This window comes from Pseudoalteromonas sp. Ld19 (assembly GCF_045064135.1).
GTDB classification, from domain to species: Bacteria; Pseudomonadota; Gammaproteobacteria; order Enterobacterales; family Alteromonadaceae; genus Pseudoalteromonas; species Pseudoalteromonas aliena.
Genome location: NZ_JBISHA010000019.1, coordinates 173,403 through 195,531 on the forward strand (window position 1 = coordinate 173,403; position 22,129 = coordinate 195,531).

Sequence of the window (22,129 nt, forward strand, 5' to 3'; positions counted from 1 at the left end):
CTTATAGGTTAATATTAGGTAAATGACGTTTAGCAAATATTAACTACACTAGGGAGAGGTAAATGCCTTTAACGCGACTGCTCAGTATTACATTACTTAGCTTTTTTCTTATGGCTTGTGGCGGCGGCGGAACACTTGAAAAAAGTGGCACGGTTGGTGGTGGCACCGACGGCACAGATACGAGCAGCTCACTTGCTTTACAGCTGACTATTTTAGATCAAACAGGGGCTGCATTTTCTGATTCGAACCCTGTGAGTAAAGATAACAAAGGCGTTGTGACAGCAACACTCACAAATAACGCTGTAGCACTTACTGACAAACTCATTACGTTCACCACAAAATTCACAGGGAAAATAACCCCAGAACTTGGCACGGCGCTTACCAATAATCAAGGTGAAGCAACTGTGAGCTTAAGCAGCGGTAATTTTAAAGGTGCGGGCGAAGTGGTCGCAACGTATGTAACTGATGATCAAACCATTACAAAAACGCTGGGCTTTATATCCAGTGGTGATGATGCGTCAAGTGAAGCGGCCGTAGTTGCAGTAGATATTAAGCTACTACAAGGATGTAATGACGGCTGGGACAGCGATAGAAACACAGTGTCGCTTGAACAAAGCTATGTTGCTTCTGGCTGTAAATCGGTTAATCAATTTTCGTCAGATGAACTGATTGATGTGTTAGTTAAAGTAACCGATACGAGCTCGGGTGATGGCTTTGTTGGTGTGATCAGTGATATTGCGACTGATTTAGGAAGTTTGTTACCTGTCTCTGGTAAAGCACTAACAGACAACTTTGGCTTTGCAATTTTAAAATTACAGCCTGGTGCGAACAGTGGCGCCGGTGAAATTACAGCAACATCAAAATCAACATCGAGTCAAAAAGCATTTGAAATTTCGACTGCTGAGCTGCAAGTTAATATCAGTAATGGTTTATTTAACAAATTAGATGCCAATGGTAACCCTATAGCGAATGAATACCAGCCATTAGCCGCTGGTGCGACAACCGTTATTAGCGTTGAAATATTAGATAGCAATGGACAGCGCGTAGTATCGACACTAGATGTGCAATTTAGTTCTAGTTGTACTCAAGCGGGTTTGTCAATTTTGGATGCAAACGCAAAAAGCATCAGTGGGATTGCAACGGCCACTTATCGTACCAATGGTTGTAGCGCCTCACTCGGCGACACCGTGACTGCAACCGTGCTTACCGGTGGCACACCTGTCGTTAAATCGATTAACATTCCGGTATCAATTGCTGAGGTTGAGTCCATTGAATTTATGAGTGCAACACAAAATGTAATTGCACTTAAAGGGACTGGCGGACAATCGCGCTCTGAAACATCTGAAATCACGTTTAAATTAAAAGACAGAATCGGAAAACCGGTTGTCAGTAATAGAATGGATTTTCGTTTAAGTTCAACAAATGGTGGTATAAGCCTATCGCATAATAGTGTATTTACTGATGCACAAGGTTTGGCCCGCGTGCAAGTAAACTCAGGATTTGTCCCTATGGCAGTGCGAGTACAGGCTTGTTATATCCCTCAGAGTCAAATTCCAGCAAATCAAAATAATGATGTGACTTGTTGGCAAGACGTTTACTTAGAGTGTAAAAAAGATGCGTCACAAAGAAATAATAGTGTTTCGTGTCCTATTGGGGAGCTTTCTTTAGTTTCACTTGATGAACAAGTTGTAACTGTCTCTGATTTAGTCTCAATTAGTTCAGGTCTTCCTGATGGGAATAGTTTTACCGCAGGTGCAACGAGTATTAATATTGAAGCACTTGATTATATTGGTGACACTAATGAAATCTCAATTTTTCTAGCCGATCACTTTAACAATCCAGTACCCGACGGTACCACTGTTTATCTAACCACTGAAGGCGGTGCAGTTGGCACACTGGATGGAACTACTTTTAATCCACAACTGGAATGTAATACAGTGGATGGTGCATGCACGGCACAATGGCGCAACCAAAATCCGAAACCATTTACAGAGGCTAAATGGGGAAATCAAATCAGTTCTATAAATCCTAAAACAAATACTATTAATTGTGATCTGTATTTCAATGCAGCTGCGCCTTGTATGAATGGGATCACTAACGCAGCAGACGATGTTAACAATGGAGTTCCTTTAGGTGGGCGTGTAACCGTTGTTGCGACAGCGAAAGGGCAAGAATCATTTATTGATATTAATGGTAATGGCCGTTTCGATACCAATGAGTATTATAGTGGTTACGATTTACCTGAAGCGTTTGTCGATCATAATGAAAATGGGATATACGACGGATTAGCGGGTATTTATGACCCGGTCACAGCAACTGTAAAAAAAGCAGCCGAGTTTTGTAAAGAGGGTGATACAAATGATCCATGTAGCCCTAAAAAGACGAATGGCGGTCATTTTGAAGAGAGCTTTGATATTGATTCAAATGGTATGCATACTTTAGCTGATGGTAAGTACAATGGCCTATTATGTACAGAAGCGGCAACTAATCCACCTGCTAATGCAACCTTTGCAAGCCTATGTACAAAAGATTTACTCGATGTGCGTGAATCATTTCAAATTATATTATCGGGCAGTACTGTTTATAGTCGTTTTGTAGTTGCTAAAGAAGAGCTTACCAAAAAATTTCCACTTGAATCAGCAAACATAGCAAGCTGTAGCAACATCACAGGGGATAGAAATGGTAATAGTGTCGATATTTTGAGATTAGAACCTTCAGATTTAAGTACTCATTGTGACGTAGATTTGATTGATTTAAGCCCAAATATTGCACCTGACACGTTTGATAGCCTTACGTTCAGAATTTACTACTCTGATAGATACAATAATCCTATTCCCTCAGGAACTACGGTATCAATATCGACAAAAAATGGTAAATACGATGGTCGTGGCAGTTTTACGATGCTTGAAAGCGGTTGGACTAAAGCACACTCAGAGCCGCTTACTATTAGTCGAGAAACAGATCCAAATGATGCAACTACGGGCTTATTTACAGTTTCATTTGAAACGCCTAAAGGGGTGCAAACATCATCGACACTGACTATTAGAGACGATGGTTAAAGGTTTATAATTGCTTTATTTGTAAAAATGCCAACCGAAAGGTTGGCATTTTTGTTTGTGTTCTATATATTCCACAGCAATTATCATAAAAACACCTGTTTGTTTAAATTAACAACAGAAATTGTTTGTTTATTCAGTAAATACTGAAAAGTTTGTATTAAAAGCTTGTAACAACTAGTGTTTGTAGATATACCTATAAATATTCGCGCCGCTTATAGCGGTAAACACATTTTTAATATTTGGTTAGAAATAGGCAACTATGGGCAAATCGCTAGTAATTGTAGAGTCACCTGCTAAGGCTAAAACAATTAATAAATATTTAGGTAACGATTTCATCGTAAAGTCTAGTATTGGACACGTACGAGATTTACCTACTTCAGGTTCGAGCAAAAATAAAGTGCCGGCAACTAAAACGCCTGCAGAAGTTCGTAAAATGGAACCAGAAGAAAAAGCAGCGTATAAAAAGCAACGAGATTATACTAATTTAGTCGCGAGAATGGGGATTGACCCTGATCAAGGCTGGGAGCCGCATTACGAAATACTGCCTGGTAAAGAAAAAGTTGTTCAAGAATTACAAAAGCTGGCAGAAAATGCAGACCAAATATACCTCGCAACGGATTTGGATAGAGAAGGGGAAGCAATTGCTTGGCACCTTCAAGAAATCATTGGCGGAGAGCCTGCAAAGTATAAGCGTGTAGTTTTCAACGAAATTACAAAAAATGCGATTCAGCAAGCATTTGAGACACCTGGCGAGCTAAATACCGATATGGTTTATGCGCAACAAACGCGTCGTTTTTTAGATCGTGTGGTTGGCTTTATGGTGTCACCGTTACTGTGGGCAAAGGTTGCTCGTGGACTTTCAGCAGGTCGAGTTCAGTCAGTTGCAGTGCGTTTATTGGTTGAGCGCGAACGTGAAATTAAAGCGTTTATTCCAGAAGAATTCTGGGATATTCATGCTGATGTTAAAAATAGTGAGTCTGAGTTACGTTTAGAAGTAACTAAACAAGCTGACAAGCCATTTAAGCCAGTAAATGAAGCTCAGGCTAGCGCAGCGGTTAAAAGCCTTGAGAATGCCGAATACAAAGTTGTTAATATTGAAGAAAAACCAAGTAAGAGCCGCCCAAGTGCGCCTCTGATCACTTCAACAATGCAACAAGCGGCGAGCACACGCTTAGGTTATGGTGTTAAGAAAACCATGATGCTAGCACAGCGCTTGTACGAAGGCGGTTATATTACGTATATGCGTACCGATTCAACTAATCTATCAAAAGATGCAGTTGCAATGTGCCGTGAATATGTAACAGAACAATTTGGTGAAAAATACTTACCAAAAGATCCAATTAATTACAGCTCAAAAGGCAACGCACAAGAGGCGCATGAAGCTATTCGCCCATCGAGTGTAGCCGTACTTTCTGGCCATATTGAAGGCGTAGATGCCGATGCTAAAAAGCTTTATGAGCTTATTTGGCGTCAATTTGTTGCATGTCAAATGGTACCAGCAGAGTACGATTTAACTACTTTGACCGTTGCAGCAAACGATTTTCAGCTTAAAGCAAAGGGTCGTGTATTACGCTTTGATGGTTGGACTAAAGTTCAACCTGCAATTCGTAAAAAGAACGAAGAAGATCAGTCATTACCACCCGTTACACTAGGCGAAACCCTGACCCTTGTTGAACTTGATCCTAAACAGCATTTTACAAAACCACCTGCGCGTTTTAGTGAAGCGAGTTTAGTAAAAGAGCTTGAAAAACGTGGTATTGGTCGTCCTTCTACGTATGCATCTATTATTTCAACGATTCAAGACCGTGGTTATGTGCGCGTCGAAAATCGTCGTTTCTTCGCTGAGAAAATGGGTGAAATTGTTACCGATCGTCTAGTTGAAAACTTCACAGATTTAATGAATTTTGACTTTACCGCTAAAATGGAAGGTCGACTAGATGATATCGCAGAAGGCGAGCGCGTTTGGACCGAAGTACTTGATAAATTTTATGCTGATTTCTCAACGCAATTAACAGTCGCAAAAGATGAACCAGAGCAAGGCGGTATGCGCCTCAATGAAATGGTTGAAACGGATATTGAATGCCCAACATGTAGCCGCAAAATGGGTATACGTACGGCATCAACAGGCGTGTTTTTAGGTTGTACGGGTTATAGTCTACCGCCTAAAGAGCGTTGTACTACAACAATGAACTTAGTGTCAGGTGATGAAGCCGTAGCAGCTGATGTTGAAGATGTTGAAACCGAAACATTAATGCAGATGAAGCGTTGTCCAATTTGCGAGACAGCAATGGACTCGTACTTAATCGATGAAACACGTAAATTACATGTTTGTGGTAATAACCCAGCTTGTAAAGGTCACGTTGTTGAAGAAGGCACCTTTAAAATTAAAGGCTATGACGGTCCAATTATCGAATGCGATAAATGTGGTGCTGACATGGAGCTAAAATCTGGTCGTTTTGGTAAGTACTTTGGTTGTAATAATGAAGAGTGTAAAAATACGCGTAAACTACTGAAAAGTGGTGAAGCAGCGCCGCCAAAAGAAGACCCTGTACATATAAAAGAGCTTGAGTGTGAAAAGTCTGAAGCGTATTTTGTATTACGTGATGGCGCAGCAGGTATATTTTTAGCGGCCAACACTTTTCCTAAGTCACGTGAAACGCGTGCACCAAAGGTTGAGGAATTAAAGCGCTTTAGAGACCGTATTTCAGCTAAGTTTTATTACTTAGCTGATGCACCAGCACAGGATCCTGATGGCAACTTAGCAGTTGTTCGTTATAGCCGTAAAAATAAGTCTCAATACGTAATGACTGAAGTTGACGGTAAAGCAACTGGCTGGACTGCACATTATGAAGCGGGTAAATGGGTAGAAGAAGCAAAGAAAAAAGCAGCACCAAAAAAGAAGCCGGCTGCTAAAAAAGCCCCTGCTAAAGCAAAGGCTAAAGCGAAAGCTAAAAAAGAAGATGAATAAGCACGTTATCGCTTATTCATAACTTTTTATAGGTTTTAAAAGGCTATAAAAAAACCGGAACGCACAGCTTGTGTCGATTCCGGTTTTTTTATCTATTTATATGTACTTCGCAATGGCTTTGTTAGCCGTACATATAATACCAACCTGCATAAATATTTGAACAATTTATCGAATTAAATCACTCTATAACGTTGTTAAAAATTTTTTATTTAGAACAACTAGATACAAAAGTTTTTGCCTCGTTCTAGCGCGATTTTCTTATCGTTAAATAGACCACGTATATAAGCAGATTGGTATGAATATTATTAAATTTTTACAGACGATACTTTTTTGTAGCCTTCAGATTCAAGTTCATCATTTACACATTTTAATACGTAGGCGTTAAGTTCTGTATTGCTTACGTCGTCATCTTTAGCCCAGTTAACGCACATTTCTGTGTATTCTTTTATCATTTCGGCTGAAGCTGTTGGGGTGTCGTCTGCCACTGCGTAAGTTGCAGATACTGCAAATAAAGGCGCTACGATTAATGCTAGTAATGCTTTGTTCATTCGTTTATTCCTAAAAAATGGTATGACGATCGCAATACGCTTTCTCTCGTTAAGCGTAAGACAATAGTGCCCAATCCAGAACAGTTCTGTTGGTAAGTTGATTTTTAATCGAATTTGAAATAAAAGAAAACGAAATATTTTTATCGTGAGGATGAGTGATTTATACATAACCTGAACTCTGGTTAAGATATTTACTAATATATTGAATCATAATAATATTTAAATTTATTTTTCTCTAGCCAGAGATTTTCAGTGAAAACAAGGCGAACTTACGCGTCAATAGCTGGCCTATTGCAAGTAAATTCAACGTAGTTAGCGCTGAAAATAGCTGCTCGAGATAGATTTATTATCCAGAGTTCAGGTTACATAACTATATGTACATCTATTTGTGTTGAATTGCTATATAGGCTAAGGTCGCTTTTTTTTATAAAAAGATGAACCAATGTCACTACACACACCAGATACAAAGCCGCGTCATACAAATAAAGTAGAGCACGCATTAGAGTCCTTTATTTTTAAAGGGCGTTGGTTACTCGCGCCGTTTTTTGTCGGTTTATTATTTGCTGTTGTACTACTTTTGATAAAGTTTTTTAAACAGCTTTATTTAATGGGTCTAGCAACGTTTACATCTACTAACCAAGAGCTTCTCGTTGGTATTTTAACGCTAGTGGATACCGCGTTATTAGCTGGGTTACTTTTAATCATTATTTTTAGTGGTTACGAAAACTTTGTCTCTAAGCTCAATATAGACAATCATGAAGACAGACCTTCGTGGATGGGAAAGGTGGGCTTTTCAGGTTTAAAAATGAAATTGATCAGTGCCATTGTTGCTATTTCAGCTGTTGAACTGTTAAAAGTATTTATTAACTCAGGCGCGCATCCAAACGATGAATTACTATGGAAGGTGATTATTCATGTTACGTTTGTGATGTCGGGTGTTTTATTTGCATTAACAGATTATTTAAACAGTAAAACGCAAAGTCATTAGTACTAATACAAAAAAGCCCAAGTTTATGCTCTGGGCTTTTTTACGGTTAACTAATTAGCACTTAGCGTAATAACAAGCGTAAGGCTCAAGAGTTAGTTGATTATTGCTAAGCTTAGCATTATGGTGGCTAAGCTCTGTGTATTGTGTAACAACTGATACAGGCATATTGATGCTTGCTTGCTGTGAACTTAAGTTAAATACACACAACATTTTTTGTGAGCCCAGTGTTCTATAAAAGGCAAGTGCAGGCTCAGGTGTTTCAATAAACTCAATATCACCTTCAAGTAAAACGGCTTGGCTTTTGCGCCAAGTCATAAACTCACGATATGCATTTAAAATTGAGTTACTGTCATTTATTTGTATTGCGACTGACTGTTGCTTATGTGCATCATCGACCGGAAGCCAAGGCTTTGCCTCACTAAAACCAGCGTGGTGCGATCCAGTGTGTTCCCAAGGCATTGGCGTTCTGCATCCGTCGCGTCCCTTAAAGTTAGGCCAAAACGTTATGCCGTAAGGGTCTTGTAAGTCTTCAAAGGCAACACTTGCTTCACCTAACCCTAATTCTTCCCCTTGATACATACAGACACTTCCGCGAAGAGAAGCAAGTAGGGCTGTTAACATTTTACATTGCTGAGGGTTAATTTCGCCATTTTCACTCCAGCGGCTTGCTACGCGCTCTACGTCATGATTACTAAATGCCCAGCATGGCCACCCCTCAAGCATACGCTGTTCAAGTGTTTGAACTGTAGTTCTAATATATTCACTTGAATAATCGTTTGTTAAGAGCTCAAAGCTATAACCCATGTGCAGCTTATCGCCGCCTTGGGTATATTCTGCCATCGTTGCTAATGAATCTTCTGACGATATTTCACCAAGCGATACAGTACCTGGGTATTTATTAAGTAATGCACGAATATCTTGCATAAACGCAATGTTTTCTGGCTGCGTATTATTATAGTAATGGTACTGAAACGCATACGGGTTATCTTCACTAAAACCACGGCCTTGGCGTTTTTCTTTTGGTTTTGCTGGATTATCGCGAAGTAATGCGTCGTGGTAGCAAAAATTAATGGCATCGAGTCTAAATCCATCAACGCCTTTTTTAAGCCAAAACTCCACGTTATCTAGTACAGCTTGCCTTACATCAGGGTTGTGAAAGTTTAGATCGGGTTGTTCAGTTAAAAAGTTATGCAAATAGTATTGCCCACGACGAGGCTCCCACTGCCAAGCACCCCCACCAAAAATAGAAAGCCAGTTATTAGGTGCTGTTCCATCTTCTTTGGCATCTGCCCATACATACCAATTGGCTTTGTCATTGGTTAAATTATCGCGGCTGTCTAAAAACCATTGGTGTTGATCCGACGTGTGGCTTAATACCTGATCTATAATTATTTTAATATCACGCTCATGAGCTTGGCTTATTAGTTGATCAAAATCGTTTAAATCACCAAAAAGCGGGTCAATGTCGCGATAATCACTAATATCGTAGCCAAAGTCTTTCATTGGCGACTTAAAAAATGGTGAAATCCAAATAGCATCAACACCAAGGCTTTTAATATAATCAATACGATTAATTATTCCTTTTAAATCACCAATGCCATCGTTGTTGCTATCTTGGAAGCTACGCGGATAAACCTGGTAAATAACCGCACCTTTATACCACTGCTTTTGGGTCATGCTTTACTCCGTTATTCTATACAGTATTTAAACTATTCTTCTGTGATTAGGCTTAATCACGTTATTTGCAAAAAGCATACGTGAAGCCTGTGACCCTGTAAAAAGCTTGCATACGTATGCACATAAATAGGCGGCTCTAAAACACTTTATTTAAGTGCTAAACAGCATATGGGATCACCTTAATTAGCGGTAATATTACTTACCAATTATGGATTAGCTTATATTTATGTGGTTTTAGATGCTTTAAGTTAAAGAAATATAAGAAGTTATTGTAATTTAATGCTTTATCATTAATGGTCTTACCAATTTATCTTTTGATGATGGTACGATATTTTAATGAATAAAAAATAAATCGGCTTTATTTCAAACTATTTACATGCCATTAAATTAATCATTTTGATACAAATAAGTTGGGCAGGCTAGCGTTGTTTAAAGAACAGGCCTAAATAGATTTATTATATTAAAAACAGTTTGTTATGACTTTTTATTGTGAATTTTATGTTAATATACAAGCGGGCGCCAATGCTGAATACGTATGCATAAAGTTGTTAATAAAATAAACCAAGCGTTAATATCCGTCCTGACAACAAAATTAGCTCGCCTTGTTTGACTATCACTCAAGCACTATATGCGGGTATCACACTATGGGTAACGGGAAAACATCATGTCTATGTTCAAACCAAGTATATTAACTTTAGCGTTAACAGCGGCAGGCATATCTAGCTTTGCAACCGTAGCGGCGCAAGAAAATACAATAAAAAAAGATGACGTAGAGGTTATCGAAGTTAAAGGCTTTCGTGGCAGCTTAATTGAATCTATAAACACAAAGCGCTTTTCAACACAGGTTGTAGAGTCTATTTCGGCAGAAGATATTGGTAAATTACCAGATTCATCTATTGCTGAGTCTATTGCGCGTTTACCTGGTTTAACAGCCCAACGTTTAGATGGCCGAGCGAGTCGTGTGAGTGTTCGTGGTTTCAGTGAAGATGAAAGTGCGACCACTTTTAATGGCCGTGAGCAAGTGTCTATTGGTGACAATCGAGGCGTAGAGTTTGACCTTTACCCATCTGAAATTATGAGCGGTGTCACTGTTTATAAAACACCTAATGCCAGTATTGAAGCCGAAGGCATCGCTGGTGTTATCGATATGCAAACGGTTAAGCCTTTAAGCAAAGGCGAACGTGTTGTTATGTTTAATGGTCAGCTTGAAAAAACAAGCTTTGATAAGTTAAACCCAGATGGCGATAACCAAGGTTTCCGTGGCACTTTTTCGTATATTGACCAATTTGCAGACGACACGATCGGTGTGGCATTCGCGTATAACAAAATGAGTTCACCAAACCAAGAAAAGCGTTGGAACTCGTGGGGTTACCCAGAATTTACAAATAATGGTAAAGATTATTCAATTTTAGGTGGGGCTAAACCTTATGTGCGTTCATCTACATTAGATCGTGACTCAGCAATGTTTGTTATAGAAGCATCTCCGAATGATCGTTTGAATATGACATTTGATGCATTATATGTTGATTTTTCTGATGAAAGAATTTTACGCGGTATTGAAATTCCATTCGCATGGGGTCAAGGCAGTATAGATCCAAACAGTGTTACTGTAGACGAAGAATCTGGTTTTATTACGAGTGCTAAGACGCAAGGGCAACGTGTTGTTGTTCGAAATGATTATGAAGAACGAAATGCTGAACTAAAGCAATTCGGTTTTAATACAAAATACGATATTAATGATGCATGGTCTGTAGAGTTTGATGCAAGTGTATCTGAAGTAGAACGTCAGCTTTGGAGTATAGAGAGCTACTCAGGAACTGGTCGCGGAGACAGTAATGGTGTTGCTGATAACTTAGGTTATACCTTTAATGGTGGTAATACTGGTGCGCAATTTACCCATGAACTTGATTACAGTGACTATAACTTAATTCAATTAGGTGGGCCGTTATCTTGGGGCGCAAGCTCTGCGTTAAATGATAGATACGGTCTAAATGATACGCCTTACCAAAATACAGCACAAGATGGCTTCATCAACGCACCAGAAATTAATGATGAGCTTCAAACATTAAAGTTAGCTGCCAGCAAAGTGCTTGAAAATGACTACATAAGCGCTATTAAATTTGGTATTTCGTACCGTGACCGTGAAAAAACTAAAAAGTCAGAAGGTTATTTTATGACTTTGAAAGATTTTTCACTTGGTAATCCTGGAATGGTCTCAGTACCAGAAAAATACCGTTTAGGCACTGCAAGTTTAGACTTTATTGGTATGGGTAATATGATTGCTTATGACACTAATGGTCTGGTTAATGACGGTTACTACAATCTCCTACAAGAGAGCTTAACAGATCAAAAACATAAAACGCAGTCTTGGACAGTACAAGAACAAGTTACAGCTTTATTTTTACAAGCAGATATTAATACTGAACTAGGGTCGGTTCCAGTTTCGGGTAACATTGGCGTGCGTTATGTTAAAACGGAACAATCATCACAAGGCTTTGCTGCGACGACCGAAAACGGTTTAGTTGTGGTATCGCCAACAGACATTAGCCATGATTACTCGCATGTTTTACCAAGCTTAAACTTATCATTTGCGATAGATGAAGAACAAACTGTTCGTTTTGGTGCCGCTAAAACTATTTCTCGTGCTCGTTTAGATGAAATGAATGCCTCTGTTAACGCAACATATAGCCCAACTAAAGATTCTAATGGTAATAACTGGAGTGTCTCTGGTGGTAATCCGCAGCTTGAACCTAAAGAAGCCACTGGTTTTGATTTAAGCTATGAAAACTACTTCCATGAGGAAGGTTACTTTGCAGCAGCGTATTTCTATAAAGATATTTCTACTTGGATTTTTGACGGTAACTACGCAATAGATATGACCGGTGTCGCTAATCCATCAACAGGTGAAATACCAGCAAATAGTCAAGGTTCGGGTTCAGGTAAAGTCAATGGTGGCGGCGGTAATCTTTGGGGTTATGAGCTATCTCTTTCTTTACCATTGAGCATATTTAGTTCATCACTTGAAGGCTTTGGTTTAATTGCTAGCCATACTGGTGTAGAGCAAGATATTGAAGATCAAAATGGGACTGAATATAAACTGCCTGGTTTATCAGAGAAGATCGATAGCCTAACTTTTTATTACGAAAGAAATGGCTTCCAAGCGCGTACAAGTATGCGTAAACGCTCTGACTTTAAAGGTAATGTTAACGGCTTAGGGCTTGCGGCTACGCAAGTTGATATTAAAGGCGAAACAATTTGGGATATTCAAACCGGATATGATTTCGCAGAGTCTGGTATACAGGGCCTTGAAGGGTTATCTGTTACATTCCAAATTCAAAACTTAACGGAAGAACCATTTACTTCTCTTTCGGGAGATAACAATTTACAAGTACGTGATTACCAAGATTACGGTCGCACTTACTTGTTAGGTTTTAGCTACAAGCTATAATAAAAATTGTGTGTAGAAGCCCTTGTAATTTGTTTTACAAGGGCTTTTTTATAGCTAGTTTACCTAACTTTTTAATCATACTTTGATTTAATAAAACGTGGATAATAAGATGAAACCAATAAAACACGTCGTGATTGCAGGCGGTGGCACCGCAGGTTGGATCACTGCAGCACTGCTAAATAAAGTGTTAGGTAAAGTAATTAATATCACATTAATAGAGTCATCATCTATTGGCACCGTGGGAGTGGGCGAAGCAACCATACCGCCTATTATTCAACTTAATAACGCATTAGGCATTAACGAAAAAGAGTTTATCAACGAAACTAACGCAACAATTAAACTCGGTATTGAATTCGAAAACTGGAAAGCACCAACGCACAGATATATGCATGCGTTTGGCTCGATTGGAAAAGACTTCCCGTTCTGTGACTTTTATAATTTTTGGTTGAAAGGGCACATTACAGGTTGTGAAGACGAGTTATGGGATTTTTCACTTAATTACCAAGCTGCTAAACAACATAAATTTGCGCCTTTAAATACAATTCCTAATACCCAACTACCAGGGCTAAGTTACGCTTATCATTTTGACGCCACACTTTACGCTGAATATTTAAAAAAGCTGGCAATATCGCGCGGTGTAAAACACATTGATGCCAAAATTAGCGAAGTAACGCAATGCTTAACAACGGGTAATGTAGAAACACTCATACTCGATGATAATAAGCAAATCAATGGTGATTTATTTATAGATTGCACGGGGTTGCGCGCGTTGCTTATCGAGAAAACACTCAATACTGGATTTGTAGATTGGTCTCATTATTTACCATGCGACAGTGCCATTGCAGTACAAACAAAATCAAACGATGAATTAAAACCTTATACGCAATCAATTGCGCACAGTGCCGGTTGGCAATGGCAAATTCCGCTACAAAGTCGAATAGGCAACGGCTTGGTTTATTGTAGTCGTTATTTATCTGATGAAGACGCAAAGACGTTGTTACTTAATAACTTACCCGCAGATCCAATAACAGAGCCACGATTCATTAAATTCAAAACAGGGCGACGCATAAAACAATGGCATAAAAATGTAGTCGCGGTTGGTCTATCAAGTGGCTTTTTAGAGCCATTGGAATCGACAAGCATTCATTTAATTCAAAGCGCAGTTACGCGGCTGATTAAATTATTTCCGCACCACGGCATTAGCGATGCGTTAGCAAGCGAGTTTAATAAACAAAGCGTGATTGAAATAGAGCATATTCGTGATTTTATTATTTTGCATTACAAACTTACTGAGCGAGAAGACTCCGCGTTTTGGCGTCAATGCATGCAAATGGACATACCGGATTCACTGAATCATAAACTTAATTTATTTAAGCAAACAGGCAAGGTTATGCGCGAAGACGATGAGCTATTTGCCGAAATAGCATGGCAACAAGTGATGATTGGGCAAGGTTTGATGCCTGATGATTACAGCACAATTGTTGACTCGTTAACGAATGAGCAGTTAAGTGATTTGTTTATTAGTTTAAAAACACTAATAAATTCGACAGTTGAAAAACTGCCTACTCATAAAGAATTTTTAGCCAGTATTAAAAGGGCGTCATAATGCGATTTATACAGCAAGTACTCTTACTCTGTTTATGTACTATACCAAGCATATCTTATGCACTGAGCGTTGAGCCTGCTAACTGGTGGGTGGGCATGAAAAAAAACACAATTACGCTGATGTTGCATGAACAAAACATTACAAACACCGAATTTATGCTTTTACCTTATCAAGGGGTTGAGCTAACCAATGCGACGCGCACCGAAAACCCTAATTACGTATTTTTACATGTAACCATTAGCGATACAGCCCAAGCTGGAACATTAAAATTTAACAGCAGTGATAATAATAATTTTAGTTTTTCTTTACTTGAGAGAACAAAAAATAGTGCTGAGCGAGAAGGTTTTAGCAGCAAAGATACAGTGTACTTAATTAACCCTGACCGTTTTGTAAATGGCGATAAACAAAATGACACCGTGAGCGGTATGTTGGAGAAAGTAAATCCAACATTTAAAGGAGGGCGTCATGGCGGTGATATTCAAGGTGTTATTAATGCATTGCCTTATTTAAAAGATTTAGGTATTACACAGTTGTGGTTAACGCCGGTGCTTGAAAATAACATGCCTGATTACTCTTATCACGGTTATGCTATTACTGATTTTTATAACGTAGACCCACGCATGGGTTCTAACTCACTTTATAAATCGCTTTCAATAAAGGCCAAAGACCAGGGGATTGGTCTTGTTATGGATATGGTGCTTAATCACTTTGGTGCTGAGCATAAATGGATGAAGGATAAACCGAGCAAAGATTGGATCAATTTTAATGGTGAATTTAAAAATGGTAAAAATGCGACAAGCCATGCCCGCCAAACAATTCAAGATCCACACGCAAGCGAGTACGATAAACGTCAATTTAACGATGGCTGGTTTGTAGCCAGCATGCCAGATTTAAATCAGCGTCAGCCACTTTTGAGCGAGTATTTAATTCAAAATGCGCTGTGGTGGATCGAATATGCTGATTTAAGCGGGATTCGTGTAGACACTTATTCTTATTCAGATAAAGCATTTTTAACAGCGTGGACAAAGGCCATTATGGATGAATACCCACACTTTAATATTGTTGGTGAAGAATGGACCTCAAACCCCGCTATCGCGTCATATTGGCAGCGCAAAAAGGTGAATCAAGACGGCTATACGTCAAGCTTACCGAGCATTATGGATTTTTCATTACAAGAGGCGTTAATTCAGGCGCTAAATGAAGAAGAAAGCTGGAGTACAGGCTGGGTTAAAGTATACCAATCGTTGGCCAATGACTTTCTTTACCCTGATACAGACAACATTATGGTATTTGCTGATAACCATGATATGAGCCGTGTTTACACTGAACTTGAACAAGATTTAGCCAAAACAAAAATGGCAATGACCATGTTATTGACGACACGGGGTATCCCACAAATCTACTACGGCACTGAAGTTCTACTCGATAACACCCCAAGTAAAGATCACGGAGATATACGCATTGATTTCCCCGGTGGATTTGAACACCAACAGGCAAATGCATTTACAGGTGAGGACTTAACAGCTGATCAACACAGCATGCACACAATGATGTCTGCTTTACTTCATTTTAGAAAAACCAGCCCAGCGCTCACTAACGGTAAATTAACTCACTTTAGCCCAAAAAATGGCGTGTATAGTTATGCACGACTTAGCGATGAGCAAACAGTTTTAGTGTTTTTAAATAAAAATGCTCAAACCATTAACCAAGAACTTGATTATATGAAAGAAGTTTTACCACATAATACAAGAGCTAAAGACATACTAAGCAATGAAACGCATATGCTTAAAAGTAAACTCACACTAAAACCCATGAGCGCAACCGTATTAGTTATTAACAAATAATGAATTAGCTCCTGAATACGTATGCAGCTACTGTATGGCGGCTGTTGTTATCTTTAGTATAAAGCTATCACTGACATAGAAATGACACACATAATGAAAAAAACAATGTATGCACCTGTACTGCTTTGCAGTGCGCTTTTTATAAATGCATGTGCAGATGATGAAGTTACGCAAACGCAGGTTATTGCACAAAAGCAAAATGAATTAACTAAGCCTGTTGTTTATCAAGTTTTTACGCGCTTATTTGGTAATACGCATACTACAAACACGCCTTGGGGAACGATAGAGCAAAATGGCGTAGGTAAGTTTGCCGACTTTAATGATGCCGCTCTCAAAGGTATAAAGGAGCTGGGAACAACGCACGTTTGGTATACCGGCGTATTACATCATGCTCTCGTTGGAGATTACACCGAGTACGGTATAAAGCAAGACGACCCTGATGTTGTAAAGGGACGAGCAGGTTCGCCGTACGCAATAAAAGATTATTATGATGTAAACCCTGATTTAGCCATTAATGTAGCCAGAAGACTCGATGAATTTAGTGCGTTAATTGAGCGCACTCACAGCCACGGTATGAAAGTGGTTATTGATATCGTGCCTAATCATGTGGCACGTAATTATCACTCTGTTGCCAAACCTAAAGGTGTCAAAGACTTTGGTGAGCAAGACGACACCAGCAAAGCGTACGATAAAAACAATAACTTTTACTATGTACCAGGGCAGTCTTTTCAAGTGCCTGCATCGGCGACTTATCAGGTATTAGGTGGTAACAATCATCCATTAGCAGATGGTTTTTTTGACGAAACACCCGCCAAATGGACAGGTAATGGTGCTCGTTCTCCAAAACCAGATATGAACGATTGGTACGAAACAGTTAAAGTTAACTACGGAGTAAAGCCCGATGGGAGTTATGATTTTCCTACATTGCCCAAAGAGTTAGAAAACCAAGATTACCGCGCCCATTTTGCTTTTTGGCAAAATAAAGAGTTACCTAATAGTTGGTATAAATTCAGAGATATCACCCTTTACTGGCTTGATAAAGGCGTTGATGGTTTTAGGTATGACATGGCCGAAATGGTGCCAGTTGAATTTTGGAGTTTTTTAAACTCATCAATAAAAATGCAAAAACCTGATGCATTTTTACTTGCCGAAGTTTACAACCCACAAATGTACCGTGCTTATATCCATCAAGGTAAAATGGACTATTTATACGATAAAGTCGGTTTTTACGATACCTTAAAAGCAATTATGCAAAGCAAGCAACCTGCAAACACTATTTTTGATGCGCAGCAACAGGTTACTGATATTGAACAGCACATGCTGCACTTTTTAGAAAATCACGACGAACAACGTATCGCAAGCCCAGACTTTGCAGGTAAAGCTGTGTGGGGTAAACCAGCCATGGTGGTTTCAAACCTGATTAGCCGTGCACCCACCTTATTATATTTTGGCCAAGATGTAGGGGAAGATGGCTCTGAAAATGCAGGTTTTGGCTCACCAACCCGCACCAGTATTTTTGATTACATTGGCGTACCAGCGCATCAAGCATGGATGAACAATGGCAAATTTGATGGCGCTAACCTTACTATTGAACAGGTCAATCTTCGTCAATATTACAAATCAATTATGGCCCTTAATGATATGCCTGCGGTTGTTGGCGGCGATATGCATCCGCTAAACGTGGTTGGCAGTGAAGCTGTGGTGGGTTTTTCACGTTCGTTAGGTAATCAATCAATTTTTGTTGTTAGTAATTTTAGTGAACAAGCGCAAGCCATAACGGTTACTTTAAAGAAAAATCAAACAAGTAAAGTAGATATAGCGGATGCTTTACACGATTCACTTGAAAATAATAACGGTATTTTAGTATCAAAAAATGCGAATGGCGCTTCATTCACCCTCACTTTAGGTCCACTTAGTAGCGCGGTATTAACGAATAAGGCAAAAAATGAATAATAATTATGACAGCAATAAACCAAACCTAAGTTTTTGGCAAATATGGAATATGTGCTTTGGTTTTTTAGGTATTCAATTTGGTTTTGCTCTGCAAAACGGTAATGTGAGCCGTATTTTTCAAACCCTTGGCGCACAAGTGGATGATATTCCTATTTTGTGGGTAGCAGCGCCACTAACCGGTTTAATCGTTCAACCTATTATTGGTTATTGGAGCGATAAAACGTGGTGTCGTTTTGGTCGTCGTCGTCCATTTTTCTTTATGGGCGCAATATTAACAACCATTGCATTGTTTATTATGCCACATTCGCCAACATTGTGGATTGCCGCTGGTATGTTGTGGATTATGGATGCGTCTATCAATGTCACAATGGAGCCATTTAGAGCGCTTGTAGGCGATAACTTGCCTGAAAAGCAACGTGCGACAGGGTATGGTTTGCAAAGTTTTTTTATTGGTATTGGTGCAGTTTTAGCATCAGCACTGCCATGGATGATGACCAATTGGTTTGATGTGAGTAACACCGCAGCCATTGGTGAAATACCCGATTCAGTTAAGTACTCGTTTTACTGGGGCGGCGTTGTTTTACTAGCCGCCGTGTTGTGGACTGTTGCAAAAACTAAAGAATACACCCCTGAGCAATTAGCTAAATTTGAAAAGCAAACTGCCAAACCGACTAACATCGCATTAGTAGATATTAACTTTAATAAAGGTGCCATTATTTTTGTGGTGCTTGGTTTAGCGACCCTTGCATTAGTAATGGGCTTATCGCTTGAAAAAGAGTTATACCTACTTGCTGGTGGCTTATTAGCTTTTGGTATTGTGCAATGGATAGCAGCGGCACTTAAAAGCGCTGATAAAACCCAAGGGGGCTTTTATCAAGTAGTGCAAGATGTATTTACAATGCCAACGGCGATGAAGCAATTAGCTTGGGTGCAATTTTTTAGTTGGTTTACCTTATTTGCAATGTGGATTTATACCACGTCGGCAGTAACAAGCTTTCATTATGGTAGTAGCGATACAACATCAAAAGCGTTTAACGATGGCGCTGATTGGGTCGGTATTTTATTTGCTGCCTACAATGGCTTCGCTGCTATTGCCGCAATGTGCATTCCATTCTTAGTTAAAAAAATGGGCTTAAAAGGCGCGCATTGTTTTAACTTATTACTAGGCGCATTAGGCCTTGCCAGCTTTATGTTTATAACAGACCCTAAAATGTTACTTATTCCTATGATCGGCGTTGGTTTTGCGTGGGCTTCTATACTCTCACTGCCTTATGCGATGCTAAGTAACTCATTACCGAGTAATAAAATGGGCGTTTATATGGGGATATTTAACTTTTTTATTGTTATTCCACAGCTACTTGCAGCCAGTATTTTAGGGCTTATTTTGCGCCATGTGTTTTCTAATCAGCCTATTTATGCTTTGTTAATTGGTGCTGCGTCTTTTGTATTAGCAGCCATTGCTGTTATGCGCGTTAAAAATTCTAATTAAGAGTAAAAAAATGAAAAACTATAACCTAATTACTATCTCATTATTAGCACTTGGATTAACTGCATGCGGTGCTCAAAATACAAATCAGGCACAAACATCTAAAACAACTGCGCCTGGTGCACCAGGTAACGATCCATTTTGGTCATACGCAGGTAAAACAGGGATTGGTACATCGTACGAGCAATACCGAAATGGTCATTACACAAATGATGCACCAACAGGTGTAGTATCAAAAGTCTGGTTTTCAATTGCTAAAGGCATGATCACCGAAACTATGTTTGGCCTTATTCATCAAGCGCAAATAAAAGATATGCAATTTGTGGTAACAGGAAAAGACTTTACTGTTAGCGAAGCAGACGATCTTGATGTCACGATTGATTATTTATACAAAGACGATCAAGGTCGTCCGTTATCACTTGCTTATAAAATAGTAAGTAAAGATAAACAAGGTCGATTCACTCTTGAAAAACACGTATTTACCGATCCTGATGGGCAAAGTTTATTTGTTCGTAGCGTGTTTAATACCGACCTTAAAAACGTTAAAGCCTATGTTGTGGTAAATCCATATATTAATAATAACGGCCTTGATGATTTTGCAAAAACTACCGAGCAAGGTTTAGTGGCTTGGCAAGATGATAACTACTTAACATTGCAAGCAAGTACTGAGTTTGGCGCAAAAACGGTTGGCTTTACGGGTGTAAGCGATGGTTTGGATGAGCTCAAAAAGTCACAATCATTAAATACCAGCTATAGCAATACTGGTGAGCAGTCAGGTAATGTCAGTCTACTTGCTGAGCTTGGTAGTATTGAAAGTAATACCACGTTTGATTTAGTACTAAGCTTTGCACGTAGCGAGCAACAAAGTGCAGAGCAGGGTGCCCAAACATTAGCAAAAGGCTATCAAAGTGTACTTGATAGCTACAATGGTAAAGGTGCGGCATTTGGTTGGCAAGATTACCTACAAAACCTAACTCCGATCAATAAAATGACGGAGCAAACGGCTGATAACGGCAAGCTACTTTATACCAGTGCAATGGTATTAAAAGCACAAGAAGACAAAACGCACGCAGGCGCACTTATTGCTTCGTTGTCTAACCCGTGGGGCGAAACCGTATCGGCTAAAACAGGCTCAACAGGTTATAAAGCGGTGTGGGTACGAGATTTCTACCAAGTGGCCATGGCATTTATGGCACTGGGTGATACAGCCACGGCAAAAACAGCATTTGAATACCTTGAAAAAGTACAAGTTAGTAGTAAAACGCCAGGTAACAATGGCGATACAGGCTGGTTTTTACAAAAAACACATGTCGATGGCGAACTTGAATGGGTGGGTGTACAGCTTGATCAAACTGCGATGCCAATTATGCTCGCGTGGAAATTACACCAAGCAAATGTACTTAGTGATGCAGAGCTTAAAGACTGGTACGCACGTATGTTAAAACCTGCTGCGGACTTTTTAGTCGAGGGTGGACGCGCGAAAATTTTATGGAATGATACACAAATCACACCACCGGCAACCCAACAAGAGCGCTGGGAAGAGCAAAGTGGCTATTCGCCATCAACTACCGCTGCGGTTGTTGCTGGTTTAATTAGCGCCGCAGATATCGCGAATATGGCAGGTGATATAAAAAATGCAGAACGTTATTTAGCAACGGCAAAAAGCTATAACGCTGACATCGAAAAAGTGATGTTTACCACCCAAGGTAATTTAAAATCAAAAGCCACCGATGGCGAATATTTCATCCGTATTGGTCAAGATGAAAATGCTAACTCGAATACCACAATTAACGCAAATAACGGCCGAGAAGGTTTTAATAAAAAACAGATTTTGGACGGTGGCTTTTTAGAGTTAGTACGCTATGGAGTACGTGATGCACTTGCACCAAGCATTGTAAAAACGCTACCAGAATATGATGACGAAACACTCGCTAACAATCTGCAAGTAAAATACAGCTTTAACTTTAGCGATGGTAGCGGCTCATTTGCAGGTTATCGTCGTTATGGCAACGATGGCTATGGGGAAGATGAAATAACCGGTACAAATTACGCTGAAAATGGAAGTAATACACCTGGGCAACGCGGACGTGTATGGCCATTTTTTACAGGCGAACGTGGTCATTATGAAATTGCAGCAGCCAATGCCAGTAATACATTCAATGACGTAAAACAAGCTGAAATTAAAAACAGTTACGTTAAAGGGCTAGAGCAATTTGCCAATGAAGGCATGATGTTACCAGAGCAAGTATGGGACGGCGTTGGTGTAAACAAAGCAGATTATACACTGGGCGAAGGGACTAATTCAGCAACTCCGCTGGCATGGACTCACGCTGAATATATTAAGCTGGTACGTTCATTAAGTGACAAGCAAGTATGGGATCATTACCCCGTTGTTAAACAAGCGCTAAAATAGCATTTATTTATATTCTTAAGCAAAAAGCCACAGTGTAGCAGCTGTGGCTTTTCTGTTCTTAAAGCCTAGGGCCTGTTGACCTTTGTGGATTAAAATTTGTTCAATCTAGGGGCGATTTAATCGCGGCGTGAGGTTTGTA

11 protein-coding genes are annotated in these 22,129 nt (G+C 39.5%); 9 read left to right on the forward strand and 2 right to left on the reverse strand.

Features of this window, described 5'->3' with window-relative positions:
- Nucleotides 1-62 precede the first annotated feature (62 nt).
- Together ACJJVZ_RS10615 and topA are read left to right on the forward strand one after the other, a co-directional pair.
- Nucleotides 63-3,059 carry a hypothetical protein gene (locus ACJJVZ_RS10615; protein ID WP_405600286.1) on the forward strand — a complete coding sequence of 999 codons (2,997 nt, stop codon included), beginning with the start codon at nt 63-65 and terminating at the stop codon, nt 3,057-3,059.
- Between the two features lie 259 nt (nt 3,060-3,318).
- A complete protein-coding gene (topA, locus tag ACJJVZ_RS10620) occupies nt 3,319-6,027 on the forward strand; it encodes a type I DNA topoisomerase (RefSeq protein WP_273046813.1) in 2,709 nt (902 codons plus the stop codon).
- 305 nt (nt 6,028-6,332) lie between these two features.
- Here topA and ACJJVZ_RS10625 read toward each other — a convergent pair whose 3' ends face one another.
- On the reverse strand, nt 6,333-6,575 hold the full coding sequence (locus ACJJVZ_RS10625) for a hypothetical protein (RefSeq protein WP_182703326.1): 243 nt from the start codon (nt 6,573-6,575) through the stop codon (nt 6,333-6,335).
- Between the two features lie 442 nt (nt 6,576-7,017).
- On the opposite strand from ACJJVZ_RS10625, the gene ACJJVZ_RS10630 reads away from it, so the two are divergent.
- A complete protein-coding gene (locus ACJJVZ_RS10630; RefSeq protein WP_182702788.1) occupies nt 7,018-7,563 on the forward strand; it encodes a TIGR00645 family protein in 546 nt (181 codons plus the stop codon).
- 54 nt (nt 7,564-7,617) lie between these two features.
- Here ACJJVZ_RS10630 and ACJJVZ_RS10635 read toward each other — a convergent pair whose 3' ends face one another.
- Nucleotides 7,618-9,240, reverse strand: a complete 1,623-nt coding sequence (locus ACJJVZ_RS10635) for an alpha-glucosidase family protein (protein WP_405600290.1) — start codon at nt 9,238-9,240, stop codon at nt 7,618-7,620.
- A gap of 664 nt (nt 9,241-9,904) precedes the next feature.
- Between ACJJVZ_RS10635 and ACJJVZ_RS10640 the strand changes: the two genes are divergently transcribed.
- The 6 genes from ACJJVZ_RS10640 (at nt 9,905) to ACJJVZ_RS10665 (ending at nt 21,990) form a co-directional block, all read left to right on the forward strand.
- Nucleotides 9,905-12,688 carry a TonB-dependent receptor gene (locus ACJJVZ_RS10640; protein ID WP_405600293.1) on the forward strand — a complete coding sequence of 928 codons (2,784 nt, stop codon included), beginning with the start codon at nt 9,905-9,907 and terminating at the stop codon, nt 12,686-12,688.
- Nucleotides 12,689-12,797: 109 nt separating this feature from the next.
- Nucleotides 12,798-14,294, forward strand: coding sequence for a tryptophan halogenase family protein (locus tag ACJJVZ_RS10645; protein WP_405600296.1), 1,497 nt, complete (start codon nt 12,798-12,800; stop codon nt 14,292-14,294).
- Nucleotides 14,294-16,138 carry a glycoside hydrolase family 13 protein gene (locus ACJJVZ_RS10650; protein WP_405600299.1) on the forward strand — a complete coding sequence of 615 codons (1,845 nt, stop codon included), beginning with the start codon at nt 14,294-14,296 and terminating at the stop codon, nt 16,136-16,138. The genes ACJJVZ_RS10645 and ACJJVZ_RS10650 overlap by 1 nt, the downstream gene beginning before the upstream one ends.
- A 93-nt stretch (nt 16,139-16,231) precedes the next feature.
- On the forward strand, nt 16,232-18,091 hold the full coding sequence (locus ACJJVZ_RS10655) for an alpha-amylase family protein (RefSeq protein WP_405600301.1): 1,860 nt from the start codon (nt 16,232-16,234) through the stop codon (nt 18,089-18,091).
- Nucleotides 18,084-19,580: an MFS transporter gene (locus ACJJVZ_RS10660; RefSeq protein ID WP_405600304.1), complete on the forward strand. Its 1,497-nt coding sequence runs from the start codon at nt 18,084-18,086 to the stop codon at nt 19,578-19,580. Before ACJJVZ_RS10655 ends, ACJJVZ_RS10660 begins: the two co-directional genes overlap by 8 nt.
- 10 nt (nt 19,581-19,590) lie before the next feature.
- Nucleotides 19,591-21,990: a glycoside hydrolase family 15 protein gene (locus tag ACJJVZ_RS10665; protein ID WP_405600306.1), complete on the forward strand. Its 2,400-nt coding sequence runs from the start codon at nt 19,591-19,593 to the stop codon at nt 21,988-21,990.
- Nucleotides 21,991-22,129 lie beyond the last annotated feature (139 nt).

What these genes read in the sequence shown, in the direction of transcription:
- ACJJVZ_RS10615 (WP_405600286.1), top strand. Translation starts at nt 63, where the DNA reads ATGCCTTTAACGCGACTGCTCAGTATTACATTACTTAGCTTTTTTCTT.
- topA (WP_273046813.1), top strand. Translation starts at nt 3,319, where the DNA reads ATGGGCAAATCGCTAGTAATTGTAGAGTCACCTGCTAAGGCTAAAACA.
- ACJJVZ_RS10625 (WP_182703326.1), bottom strand. Translation starts at nt 6,575, where the DNA reads ATGAACAAAGCATTACTAGCATTAATCGTAGCGCCTTTATTTGCAGTA.
- ACJJVZ_RS10630 (WP_182702788.1), top strand. Translation starts at nt 7,018, where the DNA reads ATGTCACTACACACACCAGATACAAAGCCGCGTCATACAAATAAAGTA.
- ACJJVZ_RS10635 (WP_405600290.1), bottom strand. Translation starts at nt 9,240, where the DNA reads ATGACCCAAAAGCAGTGGTATAAAGGTGCGGTTATTTACCAGGTTTAT.
- ACJJVZ_RS10640 (WP_405600293.1), top strand. Translation starts at nt 9,905, where the DNA reads ATGTCTATGTTCAAACCAAGTATATTAACTTTAGCGTTAACAGCGGCA.
- ACJJVZ_RS10645 (WP_405600296.1), top strand. Translation starts at nt 12,798, where the DNA reads ATGAAACCAATAAAACACGTCGTGATTGCAGGCGGTGGCACCGCAGGT.
- ACJJVZ_RS10650 (WP_405600299.1), top strand. Translation starts at nt 14,294, where the DNA reads ATGCGATTTATACAGCAAGTACTCTTACTCTGTTTATGTACTATACCA.
- ACJJVZ_RS10655 (WP_405600301.1), top strand. Translation starts at nt 16,232, where the DNA reads ATGAAAAAAACAATGTATGCACCTGTACTGCTTTGCAGTGCGCTTTTT.
- ACJJVZ_RS10660 (WP_405600304.1), top strand. Translation starts at nt 18,084, where the DNA reads ATGAATAATAATTATGACAGCAATAAACCAAACCTAAGTTTTTGGCAA.
- ACJJVZ_RS10665 (WP_405600306.1), top strand. Translation starts at nt 19,591, where the DNA reads ATGAAAAACTATAACCTAATTACTATCTCATTATTAGCACTTGGATTA.